The organism is Burkholderia sp. MSMB1072 (genome assembly GCF_001524725.1).
Lineage (GTDB): Bacteria > Pseudomonadota > Gammaproteobacteria > Burkholderiales > Burkholderiaceae > Burkholderia.
This window is the reverse complement of sequence record NZ_LOYC01000064.1, coordinates 17,233-40,468: the sequence shown is the minus strand read 5'-3', so window position 1 is coordinate 40,468 and position 23,236 is coordinate 17,233. Positions and strand designations below refer to the sequence as shown.

At 68.1% G+C, this 23,236-nt stretch carries 26 protein-coding genes; 17 read left to right on the top strand and 9 right to left on the bottom strand.

The annotated features are described in order from the left end of the window. From WS89_RS28290 to WS89_RS28280, 3 genes are all read right to left on the bottom strand, one after another. Positions 1–338, bottom strand: a 338-nt coding sequence (locus tag WS89_RS28290; RefSeq protein ID WP_156440623.1) for an aldehyde dehydrogenase family protein, incomplete at its 3' end; no start/stop codon positions are given. Positions 339–450: 112 nt separating this feature from the next. Beyond that, on the bottom strand, positions 451–2,157 hold the full coding sequence (locus tag WS89_RS28285) for an AMP-binding protein (RefSeq protein WP_059502446.1): 1,707 nt from the start codon (positions 2,155–2,157) through the stop codon (positions 451–453). Between the two features lie 165 nt (positions 2,158–2,322). Next, on the bottom strand, positions 2,323–3,456 hold the full coding sequence (locus WS89_RS28280) for an acyl-CoA dehydrogenase family protein (protein WP_059795346.1): 1,134 nt from the start codon (positions 3,454–3,456) through the stop codon (positions 2,323–2,325). A gap of 136 nt (positions 3,457–3,592) precedes the next feature. Between WS89_RS28280 and WS89_RS28275 the strand changes: the two genes are divergently transcribed. The 3 genes from WS89_RS28275 (at position 3,593) to WS89_RS28265 (ending at position 7,039) form a co-directional block, all read left to right on the top strand. Beyond that, the gene (locus WS89_RS28275; protein ID WP_059795343.1) at positions 3,593–4,624 is read left to right on the top strand and encodes an AraC family transcriptional regulator; all 1,032 of its coding nucleotides are present in this window, start codon (positions 3,593–3,595) and stop codon (positions 4,622–4,624) included. A 121-nt stretch (positions 4,625–4,745) separates the two neighbouring features. Then, the gene (locus WS89_RS28270) at positions 4,746–6,269 is read left to right on the top strand and encodes an NfeD family protein (protein ID WP_059795358.1); all 1,524 of its coding nucleotides are present in this window, start codon (positions 4,746–4,748) and stop codon (positions 6,267–6,269) included. After that, complete coding sequence (locus tag WS89_RS28265) at positions 6,266–7,039, top strand: slipin family protein (RefSeq protein ID WP_059502441.1); 774 nt, start codon at positions 6,266–6,268, stop codon at positions 7,037–7,039. Before WS89_RS28270 ends, WS89_RS28265 begins: the two co-directional genes overlap by 4 nt. An 81-nt stretch (positions 7,040–7,120) precedes the next feature. On the opposite strand, the gene WS89_RS33315 is transcribed toward WS89_RS28265, so the two are convergent. Both WS89_RS33315 and WS89_RS28255 read right to left on the bottom strand, forming a co-directional pair. After that, positions 7,121–7,411, bottom strand: coding sequence for a type II toxin-antitoxin system RelE/ParE family toxin (locus WS89_RS33315; protein WP_082741996.1), 291 nt, complete (start codon positions 7,409–7,411; stop codon positions 7,121–7,123). After that, on the bottom strand, positions 7,399–7,671 hold the full coding sequence (locus tag WS89_RS28255) for a CopG family ribbon-helix-helix protein (RefSeq protein ID WP_059502436.1): 273 nt from the start codon (positions 7,669–7,671) through the stop codon (positions 7,399–7,401). Before WS89_RS28255 ends, WS89_RS33315 begins: the two co-directional genes overlap by 13 nt. Before the next feature lie 279 nt (positions 7,672–7,950). On the opposite strand from WS89_RS28255, the gene WS89_RS28250 reads away from it, so the two are divergent. The 5 genes from WS89_RS28250 to WS89_RS28230 all read left to right on the top strand — a co-directional run bounded on the left by WS89_RS28250 (position 7,951) and on the right by WS89_RS28230 (position 12,630). Continuing rightward, positions 7,951–8,850 (top strand): M24 family metallopeptidase, encoded by a 900-nt coding sequence (locus tag WS89_RS28250; protein WP_059502434.1) that lies wholly within the window; start codon positions 7,951–7,953, stop codon positions 8,848–8,850. A gap of 44 nt (positions 8,851–8,894) precedes the next feature. Continuing rightward, the gene (locus WS89_RS28245; protein WP_059795339.1) at positions 8,895–10,682 is read left to right on the top strand and encodes an SDR family oxidoreductase; all 1,788 of its coding nucleotides are present in this window, start codon (positions 8,895–8,897) and stop codon (positions 10,680–10,682) included. Positions 10,683–10,711: 29 nt separating this feature from the next. Further along, a complete protein-coding gene (locus WS89_RS28240) occupies positions 10,712–11,614 on the top strand; it encodes a metal-dependent hydrolase (protein ID WP_059795336.1) in 903 nt (300 codons plus the stop codon). A 102-nt stretch (positions 11,615–11,716) separates the two neighbouring features. Beyond that, positions 11,717–12,004 (top strand): hypothetical protein, encoded by a 288-nt coding sequence (locus WS89_RS28235; RefSeq protein ID WP_059502430.1) that lies wholly within the window; start codon positions 11,717–11,719, stop codon positions 12,002–12,004. A 251-nt stretch (positions 12,005–12,255) separates the two neighbouring features. Continuing rightward, entirely contained in the window at positions 12,256–12,630 is a 375-nt protein-coding gene (locus tag WS89_RS28230; protein ID WP_059795355.1) for a DUF2917 domain-containing protein, read from the top strand. A 172-nt stretch (positions 12,631–12,802) separates the two neighbouring features. Here WS89_RS28230 and WS89_RS28225 read toward each other — a convergent pair whose 3' ends face one another. Continuing rightward, the gene (locus tag WS89_RS28225) at positions 12,803–13,081 is read right to left on the bottom strand and encodes a hypothetical protein (RefSeq protein ID WP_034186190.1); all 279 of its coding nucleotides are present in this window, start codon (positions 13,079–13,081) and stop codon (positions 12,803–12,805) included. An 805-nt stretch (positions 13,082–13,886) separates the two neighbouring features. Between WS89_RS28225 and WS89_RS28215 the strand changes: the two genes are divergently transcribed. Next, entirely contained in the window at positions 13,887–15,188 is a 1,302-nt protein-coding gene (locus tag WS89_RS28215; protein WP_034204332.1) for an NCS2 family permease, read from the top strand. Positions 15,189–15,437: 249 nt separating this feature from the next. Here WS89_RS28215 and WS89_RS28210 read toward each other — a convergent pair whose 3' ends face one another. Beyond that, positions 15,438–15,725 carry a DUF1488 domain-containing protein gene (locus WS89_RS28210; protein WP_006480750.1) on the bottom strand — a complete coding sequence of 96 codons (288 nt, stop codon included), beginning with the start codon at positions 15,723–15,725 and terminating at the stop codon, positions 15,438–15,440. 239 nt (positions 15,726–15,964) lie between these two features. Then, positions 15,965–16,240: a DUF2964 family protein gene (locus WS89_RS28205; protein WP_249189237.1), complete on the bottom strand. Its 276-nt coding sequence runs from the start codon at positions 16,238–16,240 to the stop codon at positions 15,965–15,967. A 182-nt stretch (positions 16,241–16,422) separates the two neighbouring features. Here WS89_RS28205 and WS89_RS28200 point away from each other — a divergent pair, with 182 nt between their 5' ends. The 8 genes from WS89_RS28200 (at position 16,423) to WS89_RS28170 (ending at position 21,843) form a co-directional block, all read left to right on the top strand. Continuing rightward, positions 16,423–18,318: a sigma-54-dependent Fis family transcriptional regulator gene (locus WS89_RS28200; protein ID WP_059795328.1), complete on the top strand. Its 1,896-nt coding sequence runs from the start codon at positions 16,423–16,425 to the stop codon at positions 18,316–18,318. An 82-nt stretch (positions 18,319–18,400) separates the two neighbouring features. After that, on the top strand, positions 18,401–18,703 hold the full coding sequence (locus WS89_RS28195) for a 2Fe-2S iron-sulfur cluster-binding protein (RefSeq protein WP_059502422.1): 303 nt from the start codon (positions 18,401–18,403) through the stop codon (positions 18,701–18,703). Between the two features lie 58 nt (positions 18,704–18,761). Continuing rightward, complete coding sequence (locus tag WS89_RS28190) at positions 18,762–19,256, top strand: SRPBCC family protein (RefSeq protein WP_059795352.1); 495 nt, start codon at positions 18,762–18,764, stop codon at positions 19,254–19,256. A gap of 92 nt (positions 19,257–19,348) precedes the next feature. Next, positions 19,349–19,726: a DUF2946 domain-containing protein gene (locus tag WS89_RS28185; RefSeq protein WP_059795325.1), complete on the top strand. Its 378-nt coding sequence runs from the start codon at positions 19,349–19,351 to the stop codon at positions 19,724–19,726. Positions 19,727–20,016: 290 nt separating this feature from the next. Next, positions 20,017–20,382, top strand: a complete 366-nt coding sequence (locus WS89_RS28180) for a copper resistance CopC family protein (RefSeq protein ID WP_059795322.1) — start codon at positions 20,017–20,019, stop codon at positions 20,380–20,382. An 83-nt stretch (positions 20,383–20,465) separates the two neighbouring features. Beyond that, entirely contained in the window at positions 20,466–20,909 is a 444-nt protein-coding gene (locus WS89_RS28175; RefSeq protein WP_059795319.1) for a copper chaperone PCu(A)C, read from the top strand. A 32-nt stretch (positions 20,910–20,941) separates the two neighbouring features. After that, complete coding sequence (locus WS89_RS34355) at positions 20,942–21,115, top strand: hypothetical protein (protein WP_006486739.1); 174 nt, start codon at positions 20,942–20,944, stop codon at positions 21,113–21,115. 98 nt (positions 21,116–21,213) lie between these two features. Further along, entirely contained in the window at positions 21,214–21,843 is a 630-nt protein-coding gene (locus WS89_RS28170) for a LysE family translocator (RefSeq protein WP_059795316.1), read from the top strand. A gap of 15 nt (positions 21,844–21,858) precedes the next feature. Here WS89_RS28170 and WS89_RS28165 read toward each other — a convergent pair whose 3' ends face one another. Beyond that, positions 21,859–23,172: a leucine-rich repeat-containing protein kinase family protein gene (locus WS89_RS28165; protein WP_059795349.1), complete on the bottom strand. Its 1,314-nt coding sequence runs from the start codon at positions 23,170–23,172 to the stop codon at positions 21,859–21,861. Positions 23,173–23,236 lie beyond the last annotated feature (64 nt).

Genomic DNA, 23,236 nt, shown 5'->3' with positions numbered 1-23,236 from the left:
TCGCCTTCGGCGTCGGGAATCGTCTTGCCCTGCTCGGCCGTCAGCGTCTTCGCGATGCGTTGCTGGTTCGCGCGCACCAGATCCTGGAACTTCAGCATGATGCGCATGCGCGCGGCGATCGGCGTGTTCTTCCACGTCGCATAGGCGGCGTGCGCGGCCTGCACGGCCGCGTCGACTTCCGCGACGGTCGCGAACGGCACGCGCGCGAGCACCTGCTGCGTCGCCGGGTTGACGACGTCGCGCCACTCGTCGGTGGCGGACTCGACGAAGGCACCGTCGATCAGCAGCTTGACCGTCGGCACGTCTTGCCCCGTACGGGGCGTCGGATTCGCGTTCATCAGAGCACTCTCCTTGCAGTGGGTCGCGGCGTAGCGGCATGCCGCCGCGCGACCGGTTCGATTCGGCTGCGGGCGACGGCCGCGGCATGCGGCTCGCATGGCCCGCGATCGGTCATTTCAGTTCGGCGGCGAAATCCTCTTCCCAGTATTCGCCGGGCATGCGCGCGGTCGCGTCGTCGCCGCGCTCGATCTCGCGGCGGCGCAGCTCGACGCGGCGGATCTTCCCCGAGATCGTCTTCGGCAGCTCCGCGAATTGCAGGCGGCGAATGCGCTTGTACGGCGCGAGCTTCTCGCGCGAGAAACGGAAGATCTCCAGCGCGAGCGCGGGGCTTTCCTCGTAGCCCTGGCGCAGTGTGATGAAAGTCTTCGGCACCGACAGCCGTACCGGGTCCGGGCTCGGCACGACGGCCGCCTCGGCGATCGCCGGATGCTCGATCAGAACGCTCTCGAGTTCGAACGGGCTCAGCCGGTAGTCGGACGACTTGAACACGTCGTCCGCGCGGCCGACGTACACGTAGTAGCCGTCGTCGCGACGCATCGCGATATCCGACGTGCGGTAGTGGCCGTCGCGCATCGCATGGGCCGTCGCGTCCGGATTGTTCGCATAGCCGTTCATCAGCCCGACCGGGCGCGCGGCGCCATCGCCGAGTGGCAGCGCGACCTCGCCTTCGCTGACGGGCGCGCCGTCCGGATCGAGCAGCGCGATCCGGTAGCCGGGCAGCGGCCGGCCCATCGACCCCGCGACCACCGGCTGGCCCGGTGAGTTGCCGATCAGGCAGGTCGTCTCGGTCTGGCCGTAGCCGTCGCGAATCGAGATGTTCCACGCCTTCTTCACGCGCTCGATGATCTCGGGATTCAACGGCTCGCCCGCGCCGACGATCTCGCGCAGCTTCACGTCGAACGACGCGAGCGGCTGCTGCACGAGCATGCGCCATACGGTCGGCGGCGCGCACAGCGTGGTCACCCGGTATTTGACGAGCGCATCGAGCACGACCTTCGGCTCGAAGCGCGCATAGTTGAACGCAAACACGCACGCCTGCGCATTCCACGGCGCGAAGAAGCAGCTCCACGCATGCTTCGCCCAGCCGGGCGAGCTGATGTTCCAGTGGATGTCACCCGGCTGCAGGCCGACCCAGTACATCGTCGACAGATGGCCGACCGGATAGGTGCGATGCGTATGCTCGACGAGCTTCGGCTTGGACGTCGTGCCCGACGTGAAGTACAGCAGCATCGGATCGTTCGCGTGCGTGACGGCGTCCGGCTCGAACGCGGCGCTCGCCGCATAGCCGTCGTTCATCGCGAGCCAGCCCGCGCGCGGCGCGCCGGCGACGATCTTTTGCGCGAGGCCGAGATCGGGTTGCTCGAACTTCGCGGTTTCGTTCTCGTCGACGATCGCGTATTTCGCGCCGCCGATCCGCACGCGGTCGCGCACGTCGTCGGGCGACAGTTGCGTGGTGGCGGGCAACACGATCGCGCCGAGCTTCATCGCGGCCAGCATCGCGTCCCACAGCTCGACACGGTTCGGCAGCATCAGCAGAATGCGGTCGCCGCGCACGACGCCGATCGAGCGCAGCCAGTTCGCGATCCGCGACGAACGCTCGGACATCTGCGCGAACGAATACGGATCGCCCGTGCCGGTCGCCGCATCGACGATCCACAGCGCGGGCTGGTCGTTGCCGCGCGCCATCGGGTCGAAGTAGTCGAGCGCCCAGTTGAACGCATCGAGCACCGGCCATTCGAACTCGCGGTACGCGGTGTCGTAGTCGGTGCGATGGCGCAGCAGGAAGTCGCGTGCATCCAGGAATGCCTGTACCGTCATGTGTCGTCTCCGTCCAGTCTCCATGCCCAGCGGTCAACCGGCGCATGTGCCGCAGCACATGCCCGGCTCCGTGTTGCACGGCGCACGGTCACGTCGTTGCGTGCCGCGTTCGCCGCGCTGCCCTCGTGCCCTGCGTGATGCCGTCGTCGGCGCGACCGTCGCGACTCAAAGCTGTCGCGCGATCACCATCCGCTGCACTTCGCTCGTGCCTTCGTAAATCTGCGTGATGCGCGCGTCGCGATAGTGACGCTCGACTTCGTAATCGACCAGATAGCCGTAGCCGCCGTGAATCTGGATCGCGTCCGAGCACACGCGCTCGGCCATCTCGGACGCGAACAGCTTCGCCTGCGACGCTTCCGACAGGCACGGCAGCCCGGCCGTGCGCAGCTTCGCCGCGTGATGCACGAGCAGGCGCGCGGCGTTGATCTGCACGGCCATGTCGGCGAGCTTCTGCTGGATCGCCTGATGCTCGGCGATCGGCTTGCCGAACTGCACGCGCTCGCCCGCATAGCGGCGCGCCTTGTCGAACGCGGCGCGCGCGATGCCGAGCGCCTGCGCGGCGATGCCGATGCGCCCGCCTTCGAGGTTCGACAACGCGATCTTCAGCCCTTCGCCGCGATTGCCGAGCAGGTTTTCTTCGGGAATCGCGCAGTTCTCGAACGTGATCGGGCAGGTGTCGGACGCGCGGATGCCCATTTTCTTCTCGGGCTTGCCGACGATGAAGCCCGGCGTGTCGGTCGGCACCAGGAACGCGGAAATGCCGCGCTTGCCGGCTTCGGGGTCGGTCATGGCAAAAACGATCGCGACGCCCGCGCGCTGGCCGTTGGTCACGAACTGCTTCGCACCGTTCAGCACCCATTTGCCGTCGCGCAATTCGGCCCGCGTGCGCAGGTTGTTCGCCTCGGAACCGGCATGCGGCTCGGTCAGGCAGAATGCGCCGATCACGCGGCCGGCCGCCATGTCGGCCAGCCAGCGATCCTTCTGCGCGGGCGTGCCGAAGCCGAGGATCGGCCCGCAGCCGACCGAGTTGTGCACGCTCATCATCGTCGCGCACGCGGCGTCGCCGGCCGCCACTTCCTCCATCGCCAGCGCGTAGGCCACGTAATCCGTATACGAGCCGCCCAGTTCCTGCGGCACGATCATCCCGAGCAGGCCCAGTTCGCCGAGCTGCGCGACGATCGCGTCGGGCAGGTGCGCGTCGCGGTCCCACTGCGCGGCGTTCGGCGCCAGCATCTCCGTGGCAAAAGCGCGCGCCGCATCGCGGATCATCCGCTGGTCTTCGGTGTAAAGCTCGTCCATGTGCTGCAGTCTCCCGCGGCCGCCGGGCGCGACCGTCCTTGCGTTTCGATGCAACAAGTGTAGGCAAGCACGCGCGACTGTTCGATGCTCGCGTCGCTCATTTACACTGAGCGTTTTTGCCATACCGGCGACACCGATGAAGCAGGAAGACAAGGGAACCGTCGCGATCGGCCTCGTCGCGTACAGCGTCGCGCTGGCCACGCGGCGCGGCGTCGCGGCCGAGCCGCTGCTCGCGCAGGCCGGCATCGCGCCCGCGCTGCTCGGGCAGCCGCGCGCACGCGTGTCCGCGCAGCAATATGGCGCGTTGTGGAACGCCATCGCGCGCACGCTCGACGACGAGTTTTTCGGGCAGGATCGCCACCCGATGCGCAGCGGCAGCTTCATCGCGATGAGCCAAGCCGCGCTGTCCGCCCGCGACGGGCTGCACGCGATGGGGCGCGCGGTGAATTTCATGCACTGCGTGCTCGACGACCTGCACGCCGAACTCGACGCGAACCCGCAGCGCGTGCGGCTGCGTTTCGTGCACCGCAACGGCGCGACGCCCGCGATGTTCACGTACGCGACCTATTTCATCATCGTCTACGGCCTCACCTGCTGGCTGATCGGCCGGCGCATTCCGCTGCTGCACGCGAGCTTCCGTTGCGACACGCCGCCCGCCGATCACGAATATCCGTCGATGTTCTGCGACGACATGCGTTTCAACGAGCCCGATTCGTATGTCGATTTCGATCCCGAATTCGCGACGCTGCCGGTCGTGCAGAACGCGAAGACGCTGAAAACGTTTCTGCGCAACGCGCCGGCCAGCTTCATCGTCAAGTACCGTAACCCGAACGCGCTCGCGCAGCGCGTGCGCGCAGTGCTGCGCGGGATGCCGCCCGCCGCGTGGCCGGGCGCGGGCGGGATGGCCGCGCGGCTGCACGTGGCCGAGGCCACGCTGCGACGCAAGCTGCACCAGGAAGGCCACGCGTACCAGTCGATCAAGGACACGCTGCGGCGCGATCTCGCGTTCGAGGCGCTGGCCGACCCCACACGCACGATCGCCGACGTCGCGGCCGCGACCGGATTCGCGGAGCCGAGCGCGTTCTACCGCGCGTTCCGCAAATGGAGCGGGCGCAGCCCGGCCGACTATCGCGACGAAGTGCTCGCGCGCGGTGGCGGCGCCAGCTGAATCCGGCCGGCGCGGCCGCACCTTCGCGCTTTGCCCCGAAACCGCCTAATCTTCAAGTATCGGGCCCACGCCCTTTCCGCAAGCCGGACGGCACGCGGCCGTGCGCCGCCCGGACGTCCCGATGCGCTTTCACCGTCATGAGCCGCCGCCGGCGCCTGCCGCGCCCGCCGGCCGCCCCCGTCACCCGCTGTCCGCGCGGGTCGCGCGCGCCGCGCTGTTCGCGGCGCTGCTCGTCGTATGCGCCGCGCTCGCCGCGCCGCCACCGGCCGACGCGCCGGCCGCGCGTCCGGTCGTCGTGATTCCCGTCAATGGCGCGATCGGCCCGGCCAGCGCCGATTTCATCGTGCGTTCGCTCGACCGCGCGGCCCGCGAGCACGCGCCGCTCGCGATCGTGCAGCTCGACACCCCCGGCGGCCTCGATACGTCGATGCGGCAGATCATCAAGGCCATCCTCGGCTCGCCGGTGCCGGTCGCCGCGTTCGTCGCGCCGGGCGGCGCGCGGGCGGCGAGCGCGGGCACCTACATCGTCTATGCGAGCCACTTCGCGGCAATGGCGCCCGGCACCAATCTCGGCGCGGCGGCGCCCGTGCAGTTCGGCATCGGCGGCGCCGCGCCGCCGGGCGCGCCCACCGGTGCATCGAGTGCATCCGCCACGGCCGCCGCGCTGCCGACCGACACGCAATCGACCGAGATCCGCAAGGCGATGCAGGACGCTTCCGCGTACATCCGCGGCCTCGCTCAGTTGCGCGGGCGCAATGCGGAATGGGCCGAGCGCGCGGTGCGCGAGGCCGTGAGCCTGTCGGCGAACGAGGCGCGCATACAGCACGTCGTCGACCTGATCGCGCAGGATCCGGCCGATCTCGCGCGCCAGCTCGACGGCCGCGCCGCGACGACCACCGCCGGCACGCTGCATCTCGCGACCGCGCACGCGCCGCTAATCGTGCTCGCGCCCGACTGGCGCAGCCGCTTCCTGGCGATCATCGCCGATCCGAACGTCGCGCTGATCCTGCTGACCATCGGCATCTACGGCCTCTTCTTCGAATTCGCGAACCCCGGTTTCGTGCTGCCGGGCGTCGCCGGCACGATCTGCCTGCTGATCGGGCTGTTCGCGATGCAGTTGCTGCCGGTCAGCTATGCGGGCCTCGGCCTCGTGCTGCTCGGGCTCGGCTGCCTCGTCGCCGAGGCATTCCTGCCGACCTTCGGCGTGCTCGGGTTCGGCGGAATCGTCGCGTTCACGATCGGCGCGCTGATGCTGATCGACACCGACGTGCCCGGCTACGGGATTCCGTGGCCCGTGATCGCGAGCCTCGCGCTCGGCGGCGGGCTGCTCGTCGCGGGCGTGTCGAGCGTCGCGCTGCGCGCGCGGCGCCGCCCGGTCGTGACGGGCGCCGAGGCGATGCTCGGCAGCATCGGCGAAGTCCTCGACGACGGCCTGCATCCGGACCAGCCGAACGACGCGGCCGGCGCGCCGCCGTCGGCCGCCGGCTGGGCGCGCGTGCACGGCGAGCGCTGGCGCGTGGCGAGCAGCACGCCGCTGGCCGCCGGCTGCCGCGTGCGCGTCACCGGCCGCCACGGGCTGACGCTGACGGTCGCGCCGCTCTACGACGTGCCCGCCCCCGCCCATCCCCAGGGAGAACCTCCATGATCGGTTACACGTTCGGCTTCAGCAGCGTCCTGGTCGTCTTCGTCGTGGTGCTCGTCGCGTCGTCGATCCGCATCTTTCGCGAATACGAGCGTGGTGTCGTGTTCATGCTCGGCCGGTTCTGGAAAGTGAAGGGGCCAGGGCTGGTGCTGATCATCCCGATCGTCCAGCAGGTCGTGCGGATCGACCTGCGCACCGTCGTGTTCGACGTGCCGCCGCAGGACGTGATCACGCGCGACAACGTGTCGGTGAAGGTCAACGCGGTCGTGTATTTCCGTGTCGTCGATCCGGAGAAGGCCGTGATCCAGGTCGCGCACTTCTTCGACGCGACGAGCCAGCTCTCGCAGACGACGTTGCGTTCGGTACTCGGCAAGCACGACCTCGACGCACTGCTGGCCGAGCGCGAGCAACTGAACGCGGACATCCAGAAGACGCTCGACGCGCAGACGGACGCGTGGGGGATCAAGGTATCGACGGTCGAGATCAAGCACGTCGACCTGAACGAGACGATGATCCGTGCGATCGCACGACAGGCCGAAGCCGAGCGCGAGCGGCGCGCGAAAGTGATTCACGCGGAAGGCGAATTGCAGGCGTCGGAGAAGCTGCTGCAGGCCGCGCAGCGGCTCGCGCAGCAGCCGCAGGCGATGCAGTTGCGCTACCTGCAGACGTTGACGACGATCGCCGCGGACAAGAATTCGACGATCGTGTTCCCGCTGCCGATCGATCTGCTGGGGGCGTTGCTGGAGCGGTTGGGGGGGAAGCGGGAGGATTAGCGGTGCTGATGTGCGTATGGACGATACCCGGCCATCGTGCAACGGAGCGTGACACGATGGCGGCAGGCGTGGCCCGGTCGCTCAATACCCGGCTTTCCGTTGATGCCTGATCGTCAGGATCGCGACGCCATCATCATCGACCCTGTACATCACCACGTATCCGCTGTCGCCGAAATCGATCAGCCATTCGCGAAAAACCGTATCGAGTTCGTCGACGGGACGGCCGAGCCGGGGCTGTCGAACCAGAACGTCGACGCCAGTACGAATCGCCTTGATCGCACGACGCGCGGCCAGCGGATCCTGGTCGGCGAGAAAACGATGAAGGCGAACAATCGCTTGCTGGGCAGTTCGCGTCCAGATCAGTCGTGACACTCGGGCGGCTCCGCTGCTTCACCGGCCTCGAGCTTCTCGAGATACGCGTCCATCTCCTCGTGCGTCACGTGCAGCCCCGTCGACTGATAGTCTGCCCATGCCTGCATCGCTTCCTGCTTGAACGACTCGCGCTTTTCCTCGCGCGCCACATATTGCGCGATCGCCTCGCGCATGATCCAGTGCGGCGTGCGCCGACGCTGTTCGGCCAGATGACGCACCCGCTCCTGAAGGGCCGGATCGAGTTTGATCGAGGTTGCCACGATAAAAAGTATCCAGAGGTATTACCTTTGAATATTGTAGGTCTGGCCTCGCTCGAAAAGCAATATTGGATCGACACCCCGGCCGCCAGTGCGCTAGAGCCTTCCTTCCATTTCGCCTCTCCATTAGGACAAATCCTCACCCCACGGGGCTAGCGCGTTTTCCGGAACCGTCTATTATCGTTACATTGCTCAATGACACATTAAATGCTGACTGAATAGCTCGTGGTGATGAACACTGGCGGGCGCGTTCCGGATCAGCACCCTCGACGGAGACGCATCATGACCGCCCACCACCCACTGCCGGAAGTCCATCTCGACGAGTTGCCGCAATTCCGCGCGGTCCAGCAGCTCGCGTACCGCTGCGTCGAAACCGTCGGCGCGATGCTGTATCCCGGCATCACCGAGAAGGAAGCCGCGCGCCTCTTGACCGAATGGCTGCAGGACAACGGCGTGCACGACTGGCTGCACAAGCCGTTCGCGTGGTTCGGCGATCGCACCGCGTTCGAGGGCTTCTCCGGCCTCAAGCACATGGGCGGCTTCAATCTCGCGTTCTTCCCGAGCAACCGCCAGCTCGAAACCGACATGCCGGTGATCCTCGACGTCGCGCCGGTGCTCGACGGCATCGTCGCCGATGTCGGCTACGCGCACTGCCTCGGCCGCAACCCGATCCTCGAGCAGTTGCAGGACGACCTGATGGACCATCGCGACATGATCGTGCGGCTCGTGAAGGCGCGCCGGCCGATGGCGGAAGTCGCGCAGGAAGTCGACGCGCTGTGCCGCCGCCAGGGCGTCGAGCCGCGCCACAAGGCCTACCCGTTCAAGGTGCTCGCGCATCGTGTCGCGAAGATCCACAAGCTGTCGAAGCCGCGCTTCGTCGCCCGCTTCGGGCTGAACGCGACGCGCAACCTGCTGCTCGACCAGGGCCGCGCGGCGAAGCAGCAAGGCTGGTCGCCGCTGTGGTCGATCGACCGCCGCTCCGAGCACGCGCCCGTGCCGGGCCTGTGGGCCGTCGAGCCGCATCTCGGCTTCGCCGGCGTCGGCGCGAAATTCGAGGAACTGCTGGTGATCACCGACGACGACGCGTACTGGCTCGACGACGATCTGCCGCACGTGCGCCGCTGGCGCCGCCGCCAGGCCGAACGCGCGCACGCCGCGGCGAACGTGCCGGCCGCCGCCTGACGCAACCGCTCCCGCCTCCCGACTCTCTGAACGACGGACTCACGATGCAGCCTCTTTCCGACGAAGCGCCGCTGGCTCTGTTCGAATCGGTTCACGCCGAAACGGCGGTCGCCTCCGGCGACCTAACGCTCGCGGTCAGGACCTGGGGCGATCCGGCCCGCTCGCCGGTCGTGCTCGTGCACGGCTATCCCGACGACAGCAGCGTCTGGCAGCACGTCGCGCCGCTGCTCGCACGCCGGCACTACGTGATCGCGTACGACGTGCGCGGCGCGGGCCTGTCCGGCGTGCCGAAGCGCACGGCCGACTACCATCTCACGAAGCTGACCGACGATTTCGTCGCAGTGATCGATGCGCTCTGCCCGGGCCGCGCCGTGCACCTCGTCGCACACGACTGGGGCTCGATCCAGGGCTGGGAATTCGTCACCGACCCGCGCCTCGCCGGCCGCATCGCGTCGTACACGTCGTGCTCGGGGCCATGCCTCGACCACGTCGGCTTCTGGCTGCGCGAGCGCGTGCTGCGCCCGACGCCCGCGTCGCTGGCCACGCTCGGCGGCCAGCTCGTGCGCTCGTGGTACGTGTATCTGTTCCACCTGCCGCTCATCCCCGAGCTCGGCTGGCGGCTGTGGCTCGGCCGCGCGTGGCCGGGCCTGCTGCGCCGGCTCGAGAAAACGCCCGCCGCGCCGCGGCCGACCCAGGCCGACGACGGCGCGCGCGGCGTACGCCTCTATCGCGCGAACTTCATCCGCTGCCTGTTCGCGCCGCGCGAACGCTATGCGCACGCACCGGTGCAGACGATCGTGCCGCTCGGCGACAAATACGTGAGCCCCGCGCTGTCCGAGAACCTGTCGCGCTGGGTGCCGCAGTACTACCGCCGCGAAGTCGCTGCCGGCCACTGGCTGCCGCTCGCCGATCCCGCGCGCTTCGCGGATCTCGCCGGGCAATTGATCGACGCGGTCGAATCCGGCAACGAACCGCCTGCGCTCGCTAACGCGCGCCGCCGCGCAACCAGCGGGCGCTTCGGCGGCAAGGTCGCGGTCGTCACCGGCGCGGGCAGCGGGATCGGCCGCTGCGCGGCGCTGGCCTTCGCGCGCGAAGGCGCGACGGTCGTCGCATGCGACATCGATCTCGCGAGCGCCGAGCGCACCGCGCTGCTCATCGGGCTGACCGGCGCGCACGCGCATGCGAAACGTGTCGATGTCGGGTCCGCGGACGAAATGGAAGCGCTCGCGACCTGGGTCGGCGGCGAACTCGGCGGCGCGGACATCGTGATCAACAACGCGGGCATCGGCATGGCCGGCGGCATCCTCGACACGGGCACGCGGGACTGGGAGCGCATCCTGCACGTGAACCTGTGGGGCGTGATCCATGGCTCGCGGCTGTTCGCTCGGCAGATGGCCGCGCGCGGCACCGGCGGGCACATCGTCAACACCGCGTCGGCCGCCGCGTTCGGCCCGTCGCGCGACCTGCCCGCCTATGCGACGACGAAGGCCGCGGTGCTGATGCTCAGCGAATGCATGCGCGCGGAACTCGCGGGCAAAGGCATCGGCGTGACGGCCGTGTGCCCCGGCTTCGCGGAGACCGGAATCATGGCGTCGACGCACTACGCGGGCGCCAGCGCACAGGACGAAGCGCGGTTGCGCAAGCGTGCGACCAGGCTGTACCAGATGCGCGGCCTGAAACCCGAAACCGTCGCGCGGGCGATGGTCGACGGCGTGCTGCGCAACCGCCCCGTCGTGGCGGTCGGCGGCGAAGCGCACGCGATGCGTTTCGTCGGCCGCTTCATGCCGTGGCTGGGCCGGATGATCGCCCGCGTCAGCATGGCATCGCATTGACGGCGCACGGCGCCGCACCGGGAGACGACATGACCGATACCGACTACCACAAGATCAAGGCCCGGCACGTGAAGTTCGACTTCAGCGATACGCCGATCACCTGGGTGCCGAACGATCCGGGCAGCACACACATCATCAACACGCTGAACCTGCTGTTCCCGGAAGGCGAGCTGTGGTTCTGCCGCGTGTACAACAAGGCGCTGCCGCTGATCACCGATGCACGCCTGCGCGACGAAGCCGAAGGCTTCCTGCGGCAGGAGGCCGTGCATTCGCGTTCGCACGGCGGCGTGCTCAAGCACTACTACGACCGCCACGGCATCGACACGAAGCCGTTCACGCAGAAGCTCAACCGGTTGTTCACGCGCGTGCTCGGCGAGCAGCCGCTGGGGCTGAAGATCGGCCATACGCGTTTCTGGCTGCGGCAGCAACTGGCCGTGATCGCGTCGCTCGAGCATTTCTTCGGCTATCTCGGCAACTGGGTGCTCAACGCGCACGGCCTCGACGAAGGCCGCGCCGACCCGACGATGGTCGACCTGCTGCGCTGGCACGGCGCCGAGGAAGTCGAGCACCGCACCGTCGCGTTCGACATCTACCGGCACATGGGCGGCACCTATCCGGAGCGCTGCGTGCACATGGCGTTCGTGATCGTGCTGCTGCTCTACTACATCACGACCGGCGCGAAATTCATGTACCGGCGCGACCCGGACGCCGGCCGTTACCCCGGCTTCGCGCGCGCGTGGCGGCAGGGTTCGCGACGCGGGCACCTGCCGTCGTTCTGGAAGGTGATCGGCGCGGCGCTGCGCTATTTCAAGCCGGGCTATACGCCGCACCACGAGGGCTCGACCGAACAGGCACTCGCCTACCTCGCGCGCTCGCCGGCCGCGCAGGCGGCTGCGCACGGCGGCAACTGGGGCACGACGAAAGGCGCGTGAGCGGATGCGCGGGCGGCGTCGCAAGCGGGGTTGCGATGGCGCCGCCGGGCGGCGTCCGCCGAAATGCGTACAATCGCGGCTTCAATTCCCGGAGGTGCCGCGATGGCCATGAAGAAAACCGATCTCGAAAAGAACAAGGCGCTCAAGCTGACGCACGCGATGAAGCAGTCGAGCTCCGCGCGTTTCGGCAAGGGCGCCGAGGAGGCGGCGAAGCTGGATCGCCGCGCGCAACGCAAGCTCGACCAGGAACAGGGCCTCGTGCCGTTCGCGTGCAAGCTCAACGCCGAGTTGGTCGAACAGTTGAAGGCGCGCGCCGCCGACCATCCGAACGGAATGACGGGCCTGCTGTCCGAACTGCTCGTGAACGGGCTCGCGCAACGCGACGCGTGATCGCCGTCCATCTCGAAAATAGTCGTTGACAACGCCGCACGCCGACAACAAAATCGTTCGCATGCCTACGTTCAAGCTCATCGCCATCGCGAATCATTGCCCGGTGAACATTCGAAAGAATGGATCACGGGAGGCGCTTGTGCGTTAGCAATCGAGCAGTACCGCATGTCACACAAGGCCTCGCCGGAAACGGATGAGGCCTTTTTGTTCTGGTGCACGTCATCCGTCCGGCTCACTGAATGGAGAAGACGATGGACCAGGCAAGCCCGCTGTTCGAACGCCGCGATCGGCGCCACGCCGGCACGATCGCGTTACCGACCGTCGTGATCCGCTTCGCGGTCGCGCCGCGCACGACACTGACCTGGCGCGCGCCCAGCGATGCGGAAATTCGTGCGCACGGCGCGCCGCTGTGGATCACGCGCCCACCGAGCGTCGACGACTACTGGGTGCGCCCCGGCGACGTGCTGCGCATCGCACGCGGCGATCGCATCTGGCTCGGCACCGATGATGACGCGGCGGCCGAAGCGTCGATTACGACGGCGTACGTGCGGCGCGGCGAGCGGCTGAGACGCGTGCTCGCGCCACTACGGCGTTTGCTCGTTGGACGATGGCGAAGAAGGGATTGATGCGGTGAGTTCGCACGCACGACGGCAAACCGTGGCGTGCGGCATCACGGTATCCGGAAACGGACACACCCGCGGCGCAACGCGCCGCAGGTGCGCATCGAAGGACGCGGCACGCCCGTGCGTGCCGCGAGCGATCGCGCGCCGTGCGCAGCGAGGGGATGCAGCAGGTGCATCAGGTGCTGGCGGCGAGACGCGGGCCCGTGCTTCGGGGCGTGGAATCGACGTCGGGACGTTGCGCGGCCTGCGAGGTCACCCACGGATCGATGCCCTGCTTCTGCACCTCTTCGAGGAATGACACACGTGTGCGCCAGTAATCCGCCTGTAATTTCGCATCGATGACGCGCTGTTCGGCTGCGAACAGTTCCATGCGCGCCGTCACGAGCATCGACGCAGCGGTTTTTTCCGGCGTGGGGGCGTGTCGCATCGCCCAGCGGCTGATCCAGTTCAACATGCTGACCTCCGTGATTACGGACGAACCCGCATCGGGCAATCGCAATCGGCCGTTCCTAACTGGCCGTGCCTGACCGGCCGTGCCTGCCCAAACGCGCAATGGCCTTGACCGCCATTCACCGCCTGGCCTGCACGGACTGCGACTCCCCGCGTCGGCAATGATCGGCCGGCGTGTGCATGCGCGGTGTATCTATCCTAGAAAGAGTTGCCGGTTTACGCGATGGGGTCTTGCAATCTTTTACACAGAAACCACAGTCGCCCCCGCATCGCGAAATGACAGTTGCGGACGGGACGGCTTCGGCGCACGATTGCCCGATACCCGCCACCGCCTGGACTGACGAATGACCGCTGCACGCCGCCGCGCGCACGTGCCGGCCGCGCACGTGCATTCGCGTGCATGCGCCGCCTGCACCGCGTTCGTGCAGCATGCGGTCGCCCCGTTTCAGTCGCATGTCATTGCGCACCGGCCGCGTGCGACGCTGCCGCCGTGCCGTTGCGCATGCATCGGCTGGCGTCGTGCGCCGGCCCCGCGCCCCTTCCGCTCGTTTCCCCCGTTTCAGCCATTTCTGCCGGCCCGTGCACCGCGAACCGGTAAAATGCGCGCCTTCGTCGCGCGGGCAGGCTGCCCGACCGTTCGCGCGCAGGCAATCGATCGCGCCCTCCAACTATATCGTCCGAGCTATCCGCGCTATTACAATCCGCCGATAGCCGGGCAATAGTGGCTGGTTACAGTTAGCCGGCCGCGCTGCCTTTACAACAAATCGGCACAACAATCAACACGACAACCCGACCGGAGAAACGCCTTCATGGAATCCATCAAGCGGTATTTCGGCTTCGCTGAAGCCGGCACCGACTTCCGCACCGAAATACTCGCGGGCGTCACCACGTTCCTGACGATGGCCTACATCATCTTCGTCAACCCCGCGATCCTCGGCGACGCCGGCATGCCGAAGGAATCCGTGTTCGTCGCGACCTGCCTCGTCGCGGCGCTGGCGTCGATCATCATGGGGCTGTACGCGAACTACCCGATCGCGTGCGCGCCCGGCATGGGCCTGAACGCGTATTTCGCGTACACGGTCGTCAAGGGCATGGGCTTCACGTGGCAGGCTGCGCTCGGCGCCGTGTTCATTTCCGGCTGCCTGTTCCTGCTCGTCACGCTGTTCCGCGTGCGCGAGGCGATCGTCAACGGCATTCCGAAATCGCTGCGGATTTCCATTACCGCCGGCATCGGCCTGTTCCTCGGCATCATCTCGCTGAAGACGTCGGGCGTGATCGTCGGCAACCCGGCCACGCTCGTCACGCTCGGCGATCTGCACAAGCCCACGACGATCCTCGCGATCGTCGGCTTCTTCACGATCGTCACGCTCGACCACCTGCGCGTGCGCGGCGCGATCCTGATCGGCATCATCGGCGTGACGATCCTGTCGTTCTTCTTCGGCGACAACCAGTTCCACGGCGTGTTCTCCGCGCCGCCGTCGATCGATGCGACGCTGTTCAAGCTCGACATCCGCGCCGCGCTGTCGACCGGCATCATCAACGTGATCCTCGTGTTCTTCCTCGTCGAGTTGTTCGACGCGACGGGCACGCTGATGGGCGTCGCGAATCGCGCGGGCCTGCTCGTCGAAGGCAAGATGCACCGCCTGAACAAGGCGCTGCTCGCCGACAGCACGGCGATCGTCGCGGGCTCGGTGCTCGGCACGTCGTCGACCACCGCGTATATCGAAAGCGCGTCGGGCGTGCAGGCCGGCGGCCGCACCGGCGTGACGGCCATCACCGTCGCGGTGCTGTTCCTCGCGTGCCTGTTCATCGCGCCGCTCGCCGGCGTCGTGCCGGCCTACGCGACTGCGCCCGCGCTGCTGTACGTGTCGTGCCTGATGCTGCGCGAGATGGTCGAGGTGCCGTGGGACGACGCGACGGAAGCCGTGCCGGCTGCACTGACCGCGCTGCTGATGCCGTTCACGTACTCGATCGCGAACGGCGTCGCGTTCGGTTTCATCGCATACGGCGGCCTCAAGCTGCTGACGGGCCAGGGTCGCACGGTCAAGCCGATCGTGTGGATCATCGCGGCCGTGTTCCTGTTCCGCTTCTTCTATCTCGGCAGCGAGTAAGCGAAGCGCATCGCTGCGCTGCGCTGCGCGGTGAAATGAAAGAACGCCACCTTCGGGTGGCGTTTTTCGTTTTCGCACGATTCGTCTGCGATCCTGACGAACCCGCGCGTACGCTCCTATCGACGCTCGATCGTCCCGCACGGCCCGCATACGAAAATGCCGCCCGGCCCCGCCGAACGGCATTGCGTGAAGGCAACGTCTTCGCGTGCGCCGCCCGGAGGCGCGCGCCGCCGGACGTGCGTCGTCGCGTCAGCGCCAGTTGGCCTCGTAGAAACGCACGTAGCCGCTGCGCAGCGTCACGCATTGCGCGCGCGTTTCCGACAGCAGGCGCCGCGCGGCCGCCTCGATGCGCTCGCGGTGCTGGTCGAATGCGCCGACCATGTCCTCGAAGCGGGGCGATGCCGCGCCGAAGTGGTCTTCCAGCGCCTCGGCGGTGATCTGACATTGGACGCGCTCGCCATTGACCAGAGCCGTGAACGCCAGCATCAGGTCACGCCCCGAATACTCAGGCTTCTCGTTCGTGAAATGGATCTGCATGGAAGCCGCCTCGACCGGTAGAAAACGAATGACCGCGTCCGTCGTCCGCCACCGGCCGGACGAAATGGATGCGGGCTCGCCGGCGGAGGCCCCGACCGCGGGGTGTCGCGCAGTCGAGGCATGCCGGTTGAATTCCACTTTAGACGGTTTCGCGCGGGAGACAAAAATTTCGGTGTGCGTCGTTCCGACGCGCATTTCGTCTGATCTGCGCGGCATCCGGCACCGTTTCGCAAACGGAGTCAGTGCGGATCGGTCGGCCAGACGTTGAGCGCGATCGCGGCGGTCGTGACGCCCACCGCAATCGCGGCCGCTCCGTATCTCACCGCGTCGGTCAGGTCGAACAGCAATCCGTGGATCGCCACGGCAATGCCGCCCAGCATGATGAAGGTGGCGATGGCCGCCAGCACGACTCTCAGTTCCGCCCGAACCATGATGCGTCTCCCGAACGGATGCATGTCGCGTCGCATGCTTGTTGCAGTGCGGAACACGGCGCGTGCGTGCTCCATTTCCATCATTGCAGGCGGGCGCTTAAAAGCAAGGGGATTTTGTTCGCGGTCGCACATCGCACGTGGCGCTTGTATGATGATGCGTACCCGGACGGACGACTGTCGCGCCGAATGGTGCACCGCGAGCGGAGCCGCACTCCGCCGATTCCGATCCGATCGGCCCCGACGGCCCCGGGAACAGGAGACAAACCATGCCGCAACCCTTCGTGCTGTCCGCCACCGCGGGGCGTACCGACCTGCTCGCGCAGGCGCATGCGCGTTCGACCGCGGTCGGCCTGCGCGCGCACGAACGCCCCGATTTCTCGCCGCTGTCGCGCGTCGCGCTGCGCGAACTGCTCGACACGAACCACACACTGTTCTCACATGCCCGCCCGGTGATGGAGGATCTTCACGCGCAGATCGCCGAGACGCAAAGCCTGGTGCTGCTGACCGACGCCGACGGCGTGATCCTGCACAGCATCGGCGACGCGGACTTCATCGAGAAAGCCAACCGCGTCGCGCTGTGCAACGGCGTGTCGTGGGCCGAAGGCGCGCGCGGCACCAACGCGATCGGCACCGCGCTCGCGTCGGGCCAGGCCGTCGTCGTGCACGGGTCCGAACATTTCCTGCGCGCCAACCACATCCTCACCTGCGCGTGCGCGCCGATCGCCGATCCGTTCGGCCGCACGCTCGGCACGCTCGACGTGAGCGGCGACCCGCGCGGCGCCAGCCCGCATACGCTCGCGCTCGTGCGGATGTCCGCGCAACTGATCGAGAACCACCTGTTCGCGAACCAGTGCAGCGAAGCGCTGCGGCTGCGCTTTCACGCACACGAGGATTGCGTCGATTCGCTGTTCGCGGGGCTCGTCGCGTTCGGCCCGGACGGCGGGCTGATCGCCGCGAACCGCAGCGCCCAGTTCCAGCTCGGCGCGTCGTTCGACGCACTGCAGCACCAGGCCAGCGACGCGTTGTTCGGCATGCGCTTCGGCCAGCTCGCGCAGCAGGCCGCGCGCGCACCGGGCGCCACGTTCCGCCTCACGCTGTCGACCGGCGTGCGCGTGCTCGCGCGCTGCGAATTCCCGGAAGCGCAGAAAGCGACCGTCGCCGTCAGGCCGGCCGCGCCGGCTGCGCGCGTGCGTGCGCCGGACCCCGACGCGATCACGTTCGCGACGCTCGACACCGGCGACGCGCGCATGGCCGCCGTGCTCGAACGCGTCGCGAAGATCCGCGGGCGCGACCTGCCGCTGCTGATCCTCGGCCAGACCGGCACCGGCAAGGAATGGCTCGCCCGCGCGCTGCACCAGGCGTCGCCGCGCGCGGACGGCCCGTTCGTCGCGGTGAACTGCGCGGCGCTGCCCGATTCGCTGATCGAGGCCGAGCTGTTCGGCTATGAAGACGGCGCGTTCACGGGCGCGCGCAAGCGCGGCAGCCCCGGCAAGATCGCGCAGGCCGACGGCGGCACGCTGTTTCTCGACGAAATCGGCGACATGCCGCTCGCGCAGCAGGTGCGGCTGATGCGCGTGCTGCAGGAGCGCGCGGTGATGCCGCTCGGCGGCGCACGCGCGGTGCCGGTCGACGTGCGCGTGGTCTGCGCGACGCACCGCGACCTGCGCGCGATGATCGCCGACGGCACGTTCCGCGAAGACCTGTTCTACCGGATCAACGGGCTCGCGGTCACGCTGCCGGCGCTCGCCACGCGCACCGACCTGCCGGCGCTCGTCGAGCGGATCCTCGCGCGGCTCGCGCGCAGCGAGCCGATGCCGCGCCGCCTCGCGGCCGACGTGCTCGACGCGTTCGCGCGCCACCGCTGGCCCGGCAACCTGCGGCAAATGACCAACGTGCTGCGTACGGCCGGCATGCTCGCCGAGGACGAAGACGAGATCACGCTCGCGCATTTGCCCGACGATTTCTGGCTCGACTGCGACGACGCCGCGGCTGCGCCGGAAGCAGCCACACCGGCCGGCAAGCGCGAAGGCACGACGCTGCAAAGCCACCAGGCCGCGATGATCGATGCGGTGCTCGCGCGGCATGGCGGCAACGTATCGGCGGCCGCGCGCGAACTCGGTCTCGCCCGCAATACCGTGTACCGGTATCTGCGACGGCACTGACGCCCACGGCTGGCGGCCGCCGGCCGCCGGCGGGTTCGGGTATGCTTGGCGCGTCGCCGCCGAACCGCTGCCCGCTTCAGTCATGACCGATCCAGAACACCCGTCCCTCGTGCGCATCGAGCCGCTCGGCGCAACCTTCGACGCACCCGATTCGCTGACGGTGCTCGAAGCCGCCGCGTTCGCCCGCGTGTCGCTGCCGCGCTCCTGCCGCAACGGCACGTGCCGAAGCTGCCTTTGCCGGATCGTCAGCGGCAGCGTACGCTACACGATCGAATGGCCGGGGCTGAGCCGCGAGGAAAAGGCCGACGGCTATACGCTGCCGTGCGTGGCCGTCGCAACGTCGGACCTCGTGCTCGACGTGCCCGACGCGGCCATGCTCGACTAGACGCGGCGCGCGAGCGCGCGCGTCGTCCTGCAACGCTCGATCCTGCATGGAGAACACGATGACCCAGCAAACCGATCGCATCGAAAAACAGGCGCTGCTCGGCGCAGCGCCCGACCGCGTCTGGGCAGCCGTCAGCAATTCCGGCGAATTCGGCCAGTGGTTCGGCGTCTCGTTCGACGGCCCGTTCGAGGCCGGCCAGCCGCTGTTCGGCCGCATCACGCCTACCCGCGTCGACGACGATGTCGCGAAGGCGCAGGAGCCCTATGCGGGCACCGTGTTCGAAATCGTCGTCGATCGCATCGAGCCGCAACGACTGTTCTCCTTCCGCTGGCATCCGTTCGCGATCGATCCGCACGTCGATTACGCGTCCGAGCCGATGACGCTCGTCACGTTCACGCTCGCGGCGCAGGCCGGCGGCACGTTGCTCACGGTCACCGAAACGGGTTTCGACCAGTTGATCGAAGCGCGTCGCGCGACGGCGCGCGCAATGAACGACCAGGGTTGGGCCGCGCAGATGACGCTGATCGCGAAATATCTGGCGCTGCACGCGTAGCGCGCCGCTACGCCGCACGTTCGTGCCGGCCGACGCATCGACGTGCGTGGCATAATCGGCGGCATCGTCGTCCACCCGCCGCCGTGCATCGCATGCTGAATCGTCGCCTCCGGAAGATCGGCAGTCTGCTCGGGATGCTCGCCATCCTGATGACGGCGCTCGCGCCGACGATCTCGCAGGCGCTGACCACGCAAGGCCGCGTCGACGCGCTGCTGGCCGGCTACTGTTCGTCCGCGCCAGCCTCCGGCGATCGCTCCGCCGATACGTCGACGAAAAGCCTGCAGGCGCATCTCCACGCATGCGGCTACTGCAGCCTGCTTGCTCATACTCCCGCGCTGCCTGCCCCCGAACTGACGTTCGCGGCCCACGTGCACGCGATCGAGCATCGCGCGGCGACCCGCTTCGAAAGCCTGCGCCGCGCGCTGCCGCTCACGGCCGCGCAACCGCGCGCCCCGCCGCTCGCGTCCTGATCCGTCGTCATTGCGCGTGATGCCGTCGTGCATCGCGCAGCCTGCGCACGCCGCCCGCGTGCGCGACGTGTCACGTTTCGAAGGACGATCATGTCTCACCATGCTGCGCGCGGCGCCGTGCCGTGCGTGCGGTTGGCCGCCGCCGGTTCGAATGACCGCGCCTGCATTCGCCCGCATGCGAATGTCCGACCGCGCACGGCCGCGCCAATCGCCGCCGACATCGATGCCGCTCGCGCAGCCGTCCGTCGAATCCGTCTTTTCCATCCGATTCGTCACTCGCTCATCCAGCCATGAAAACCACCCCTTTCGTTCGCGGCGCACTCGCCGCACTCGGCTTCGTCGTCATCCAGGCCGCCCATGCGCACGCGCTCCCGAAAACGCAGGACCCGGCCCCCGACGCCACGCTGTCGAGCGCGCCGCACGCAGTCACGATCGACTTCGGCGAGGCGCTCGAGCCGGCGTTCAGCTCGATCGCCGTGACCGATAGCCACGGGCAGTCGGTCGTCGACGGGAAGTCGGCCGTCGACACCGGCAACCGGAAGCGGATGCGCGTCGCACTGGCCGATCTGAAGGCCGGCACGTACACGGTCGCGTGGATCGCGGTGGCCAGCGACGGCCATCGCACGCACGGCCGCTACGCATTCACGCTGAAGTAACGCACGCGATGCGCATCGGCGCGCCGTGCCGATCGCATTCGCATCGATGCCCCCGGCATCGCACTCGATCAGGAGAACAAACGATGAAACGCCCGATTTCGACCGGCCTGCTCACGGCGCTGGCGCTGCACGTGTCCGCCACGTTCGCCGCGCCGGCCCTACAGGCCGATGCGTGCTGGATCCGCACGATGCCGGCGACGGTGCCGTCCTCCGGCTACTTCACGCTGAAGAACGACGGCGACGCACCCGCGACGCTCGTCGGTATCGACACGCCCGCCTACGGGATGGCGATGATGCATGAAACGCAGACGAGCGGCAGCACCGCGAAGATGGTCCACATCGACTCGGTCGTCGTGCCGGCGCACGGCACGGTCGCCTTCAAGCCGAAAGGCTATCACGCGATGCTGGAAGCGCCGCGCCAGGCCGTCGCGCCCGGCGCGAAGGTGCCGCTCCGGCTGCATTTCGCGGACGGCTCGACCGTGTCCGTGACCTGCGACGCGAAGGCGCCGGCCTACGCCGGCCAGTAACGCCGCCTGCCCCTCGACCGAAGGAGACGCTCATGAAAGACCGCCTGCCGCTCGCCGACCTGATCGTCCGCTACCGGACGCCGCTGAATGTCGCGGTACTGATCGTCTGCGGCTTATGGGCCGCGTGGATCGCATGGATGACGCGGCCTGCCGCCATCGATACACCGCCGTCGATTCCCGCGTACTGCATGCGCGACGCGCGCTGACGCGCGACGACGGCACGGTTGCGGCGGCGGCCCGCGCCATTATTGGCGTGGCATCATCGCTTCATCCCGACCGCCGCAACCGCCTTTCGGAGCGCCGCATGTCCATTCAGACCTGGATGCTGTTCGCCGCAGCCTATCTCGCCACGACGCTGTCGCCGGGGCCCAACGTGCTGCTCGTGATCCGCAACACGGTGCGCTACGGCACGCACGGCACCGTCGCGACGATCGTGGGCAACCTCGTCGCGCAGGGCGTGGTCGTGCTGCTGGTCGCGCTCGGTGTCGGCGCGGTGCTGGCGGCGATGCCGCCGCTGTTCGTCGCGATGAAGGTGATCGGCGCCGCGTATCTGATGTACCTGGGTGTCCGGCAGTTGCGCGGCGATAGCAAGACCGCCGCATCGAGCGGCGCGGCCGAGATCGTCGCGCCCGATCGCCGGAAACTGTTCCGCGAAGCGCTGTTCGTGTCGGGCAGCAATCCGAAGACGATGATCTTCCTGTCCGCGTTCATGCCGCAGTTCATCGTGCACGATCGCCCGCTCGCGCTGCAGTTCGTCGTGATGTACGCGACGATCGCCTGCACGGTCGTGATCGTTCACAGTGTCTATTCGGCCGGCGTGCGCCGCCTGCATCGCGGTTTCGGCATGAGCCGCGCGGTGCGCGCGCTCAAGCGCGCGAGCGGGCTGCTGTTCGTCGGGCTCGGCATCAAGCTGCTGACCGCGCGGCAGGCGTAGGCCGGCCCGATCCCGTCAGTGCATGCGCGCGGCCAGTGCGGCCGCGATCTCGTCGAACGACGGCCGTGCATCGACATCCTCGTTCACGCACGCCGCCGCAAGCGCATCGAGCGCGCCGGCATGCGATTCGCATCGCTCGAGCAATTCGCCGAGCAGATAGCCGAACGCGCGCACTTCGAGCCGCTCGAACCGGGCGCCGCGTGTGCGCTCGTTCACGTCGTACGGCGACGCCGCCCCGAAATCCCCGAGCAACGCGCCGCCTGCGCCGTCGTGCAGGATGTTGTGCGCGTACAGATCGCCGTGCATGATGCCGCGCGCGTGCAGATGGCCGGCCGCCGATGCGATGCCGTGCGCGATCCGCAGCGCCTGCGCCGGATCGAATCTCGCATCGGCGGCATAGACGTCGCGCGTGCAGGACGCGAAGCTCGGCGGCCCGGCGAGATTCGTCAGCGCGGGATCGACCAGCTCCATCACGAGGCCGTGCGTGCCGTCCGGATGCCCGCGCACCTTGCCGATCACCGGGATCAGATGCGGATGACGGCCGGCATGCAGGCATGCGGCCATTTCGCAATCGGGCAGGCCGTCGCTCGTGACTGCGCCCTTGAACAGCTTGACCGCGACCGTGCGCGGCGGATGGCCGTTCGCCCGCCATTGCGCGCGATAAATGACACCCGACGCGCCCTCGCCCAGTTTCCGTTCACACGAAAGCGCCGCCCAGTCGATCTCCGCGACGTCCGGCCCGGCAGACGCCGCGGCCTCCGGCGCCGCGCCGAACGGATTGCCGGCCACGGCGAGCCATGCGAGACGCGGCAGGCGCAGCAGCCAGTCGGGCAACGCATCCAGCCGGTTCGCCGACAGGCGCACCAGCTCCAGCGCGCGGCAGGCGGCCATTTCGGCGGGTAGCGTCCGCAACCGGTTGCCGGCAAGCATGAGCTTCTGCAACCGCGCACAATCGCCGATGTCGGCCGGCAGTTCGTCGATGGCGTTGTCGGTCAGGATCAGCCAGCGCAGCGCACGCGGCAGCGCGCCGCGCGGCACGGTGCGGATCCGGTTCGCCTTGAAGCCGATCATGTCGAGCCGATCGCATGCGCCGAACACGTCGGGAAAGGCGGTGAAGCGGTTGCCCGACGCGAACAGGATGCGCAGACGATGCAGCCGCGGCAGATCGTCCGGCAGCGCGGACAACGCATTGCCGGTCAGGTCGAGCACTTCGAGCGTGTCGGCCAGATCGAAGATCTCGCGCGGAAATTCGGTCAGCCCGCACGCGAGCTTGAGTTGCCGCGCGCCCGACAGTTGTCCGGCCTGCAGCTGTTCGAGGGTGTGTATCACGGGGAGAAAACGGGTGGCGGTTGCGGTGATCGTCGGGTCGATCGGACGAATTCTACCGGGATCG

What these genes read in the sequence shown, in the direction of transcription:
- WS89_RS28270 (WP_059795358.1), top strand. Translation starts at nt 4,746, where the DNA reads ATGCGCTTTCACCGTCATGAGCCGCCGCCGGCGCCTGCCGCGCCCGCC.
- WS89_RS28230 (WP_059795355.1), top strand. Translation starts at nt 12,256, where the DNA reads ATGGACCAGGCAAGCCCGCTGTTCGAACGCCGCGATCGGCGCCACGCC.
- WS89_RS28215 (WP_034204332.1), top strand. Translation starts at nt 13,887, where the DNA reads ATGGAATCCATCAAGCGGTATTTCGGCTTCGCTGAAGCCGGCACCGAC.
- WS89_RS28195 (WP_059502422.1), top strand. Translation starts at nt 18,401, where the DNA reads ATGACCGATCCAGAACACCCGTCCCTCGTGCGCATCGAGCCGCTCGGC.
- WS89_RS28245 (WP_059795339.1), top strand. Translation starts at nt 8,895, where the DNA reads ATGCAGCCTCTTTCCGACGAAGCGCCGCTGGCTCTGTTCGAATCGGTT.
- WS89_RS28250 (WP_059502434.1), top strand. Translation starts at nt 7,951, where the DNA reads ATGACCGCCCACCACCCACTGCCGGAAGTCCATCTCGACGAGTTGCCG.
- WS89_RS28235 (WP_059502430.1), top strand. Translation starts at nt 11,717, where the DNA reads ATGGCCATGAAGAAAACCGATCTCGAAAAGAACAAGGCGCTCAAGCTG.
- WS89_RS28225 (WP_034186190.1), bottom strand. Translation starts at nt 13,081, where the DNA reads ATGTTGAACTGGATCAGCCGCTGGGCGATGCGACACGCCCCCACGCCG.
- WS89_RS28185 (WP_059795325.1), top strand. Translation starts at nt 19,349, where the DNA reads ATGCTGAATCGTCGCCTCCGGAAGATCGGCAGTCTGCTCGGGATGCTC.
- WS89_RS28210 (WP_006480750.1), bottom strand. Translation starts at nt 15,725, where the DNA reads ATGCAGATCCATTTCACGAACGAGAAGCCTGAGTATTCGGGGCGTGAC.
- WS89_RS28205 (WP_249189237.1), bottom strand. Translation starts at nt 16,240, where the DNA reads ATGATGGAAATGGAGCACGCACGCGCCGTGTTCCGCACTGCAACAAGC.
- WS89_RS28240 (WP_059795336.1), top strand. Translation starts at nt 10,712, where the DNA reads ATGACCGATACCGACTACCACAAGATCAAGGCCCGGCACGTGAAGTTC.
- WS89_RS28170 (WP_059795316.1), top strand. Translation starts at nt 21,214, where the DNA reads ATGTCCATTCAGACCTGGATGCTGTTCGCCGCAGCCTATCTCGCCACG.
- WS89_RS28180 (WP_059795322.1), top strand. Translation starts at nt 20,017, where the DNA reads ATGAAAACCACCCCTTTCGTTCGCGGCGCACTCGCCGCACTCGGCTTC.
- WS89_RS28275 (WP_059795343.1), top strand. Translation starts at nt 3,593, where the DNA reads ATGAAGCAGGAAGACAAGGGAACCGTCGCGATCGGCCTCGTCGCGTAC.
- WS89_RS28285 (WP_059502446.1), bottom strand. Translation starts at nt 2,157, where the DNA reads ATGACGGTACAGGCATTCCTGGATGCACGCGACTTCCTGCTGCGCCAT.
- WS89_RS28265 (WP_059502441.1), top strand. Translation starts at nt 6,266, where the DNA reads ATGATCGGTTACACGTTCGGCTTCAGCAGCGTCCTGGTCGTCTTCGTC.
- WS89_RS28200 (WP_059795328.1), top strand. Translation starts at nt 16,423, where the DNA reads ATGCCGCAACCCTTCGTGCTGTCCGCCACCGCGGGGCGTACCGACCTG.
- WS89_RS28175 (WP_059795319.1), top strand. Translation starts at nt 20,466, where the DNA reads ATGAAACGCCCGATTTCGACCGGCCTGCTCACGGCGCTGGCGCTGCAC.
- WS89_RS28190 (WP_059795352.1), top strand. Translation starts at nt 18,762, where the DNA reads ATGACCCAGCAAACCGATCGCATCGAAAAACAGGCGCTGCTCGGCGCA.
- WS89_RS28280 (WP_059795346.1), bottom strand. Translation starts at nt 3,456, where the DNA reads ATGGACGAGCTTTACACCGAAGACCAGCGGATGATCCGCGATGCGGCG.
- WS89_RS34355 (WP_006486739.1), top strand. Translation starts at nt 20,942, where the DNA reads ATGAAAGACCGCCTGCCGCTCGCCGACCTGATCGTCCGCTACCGGACG.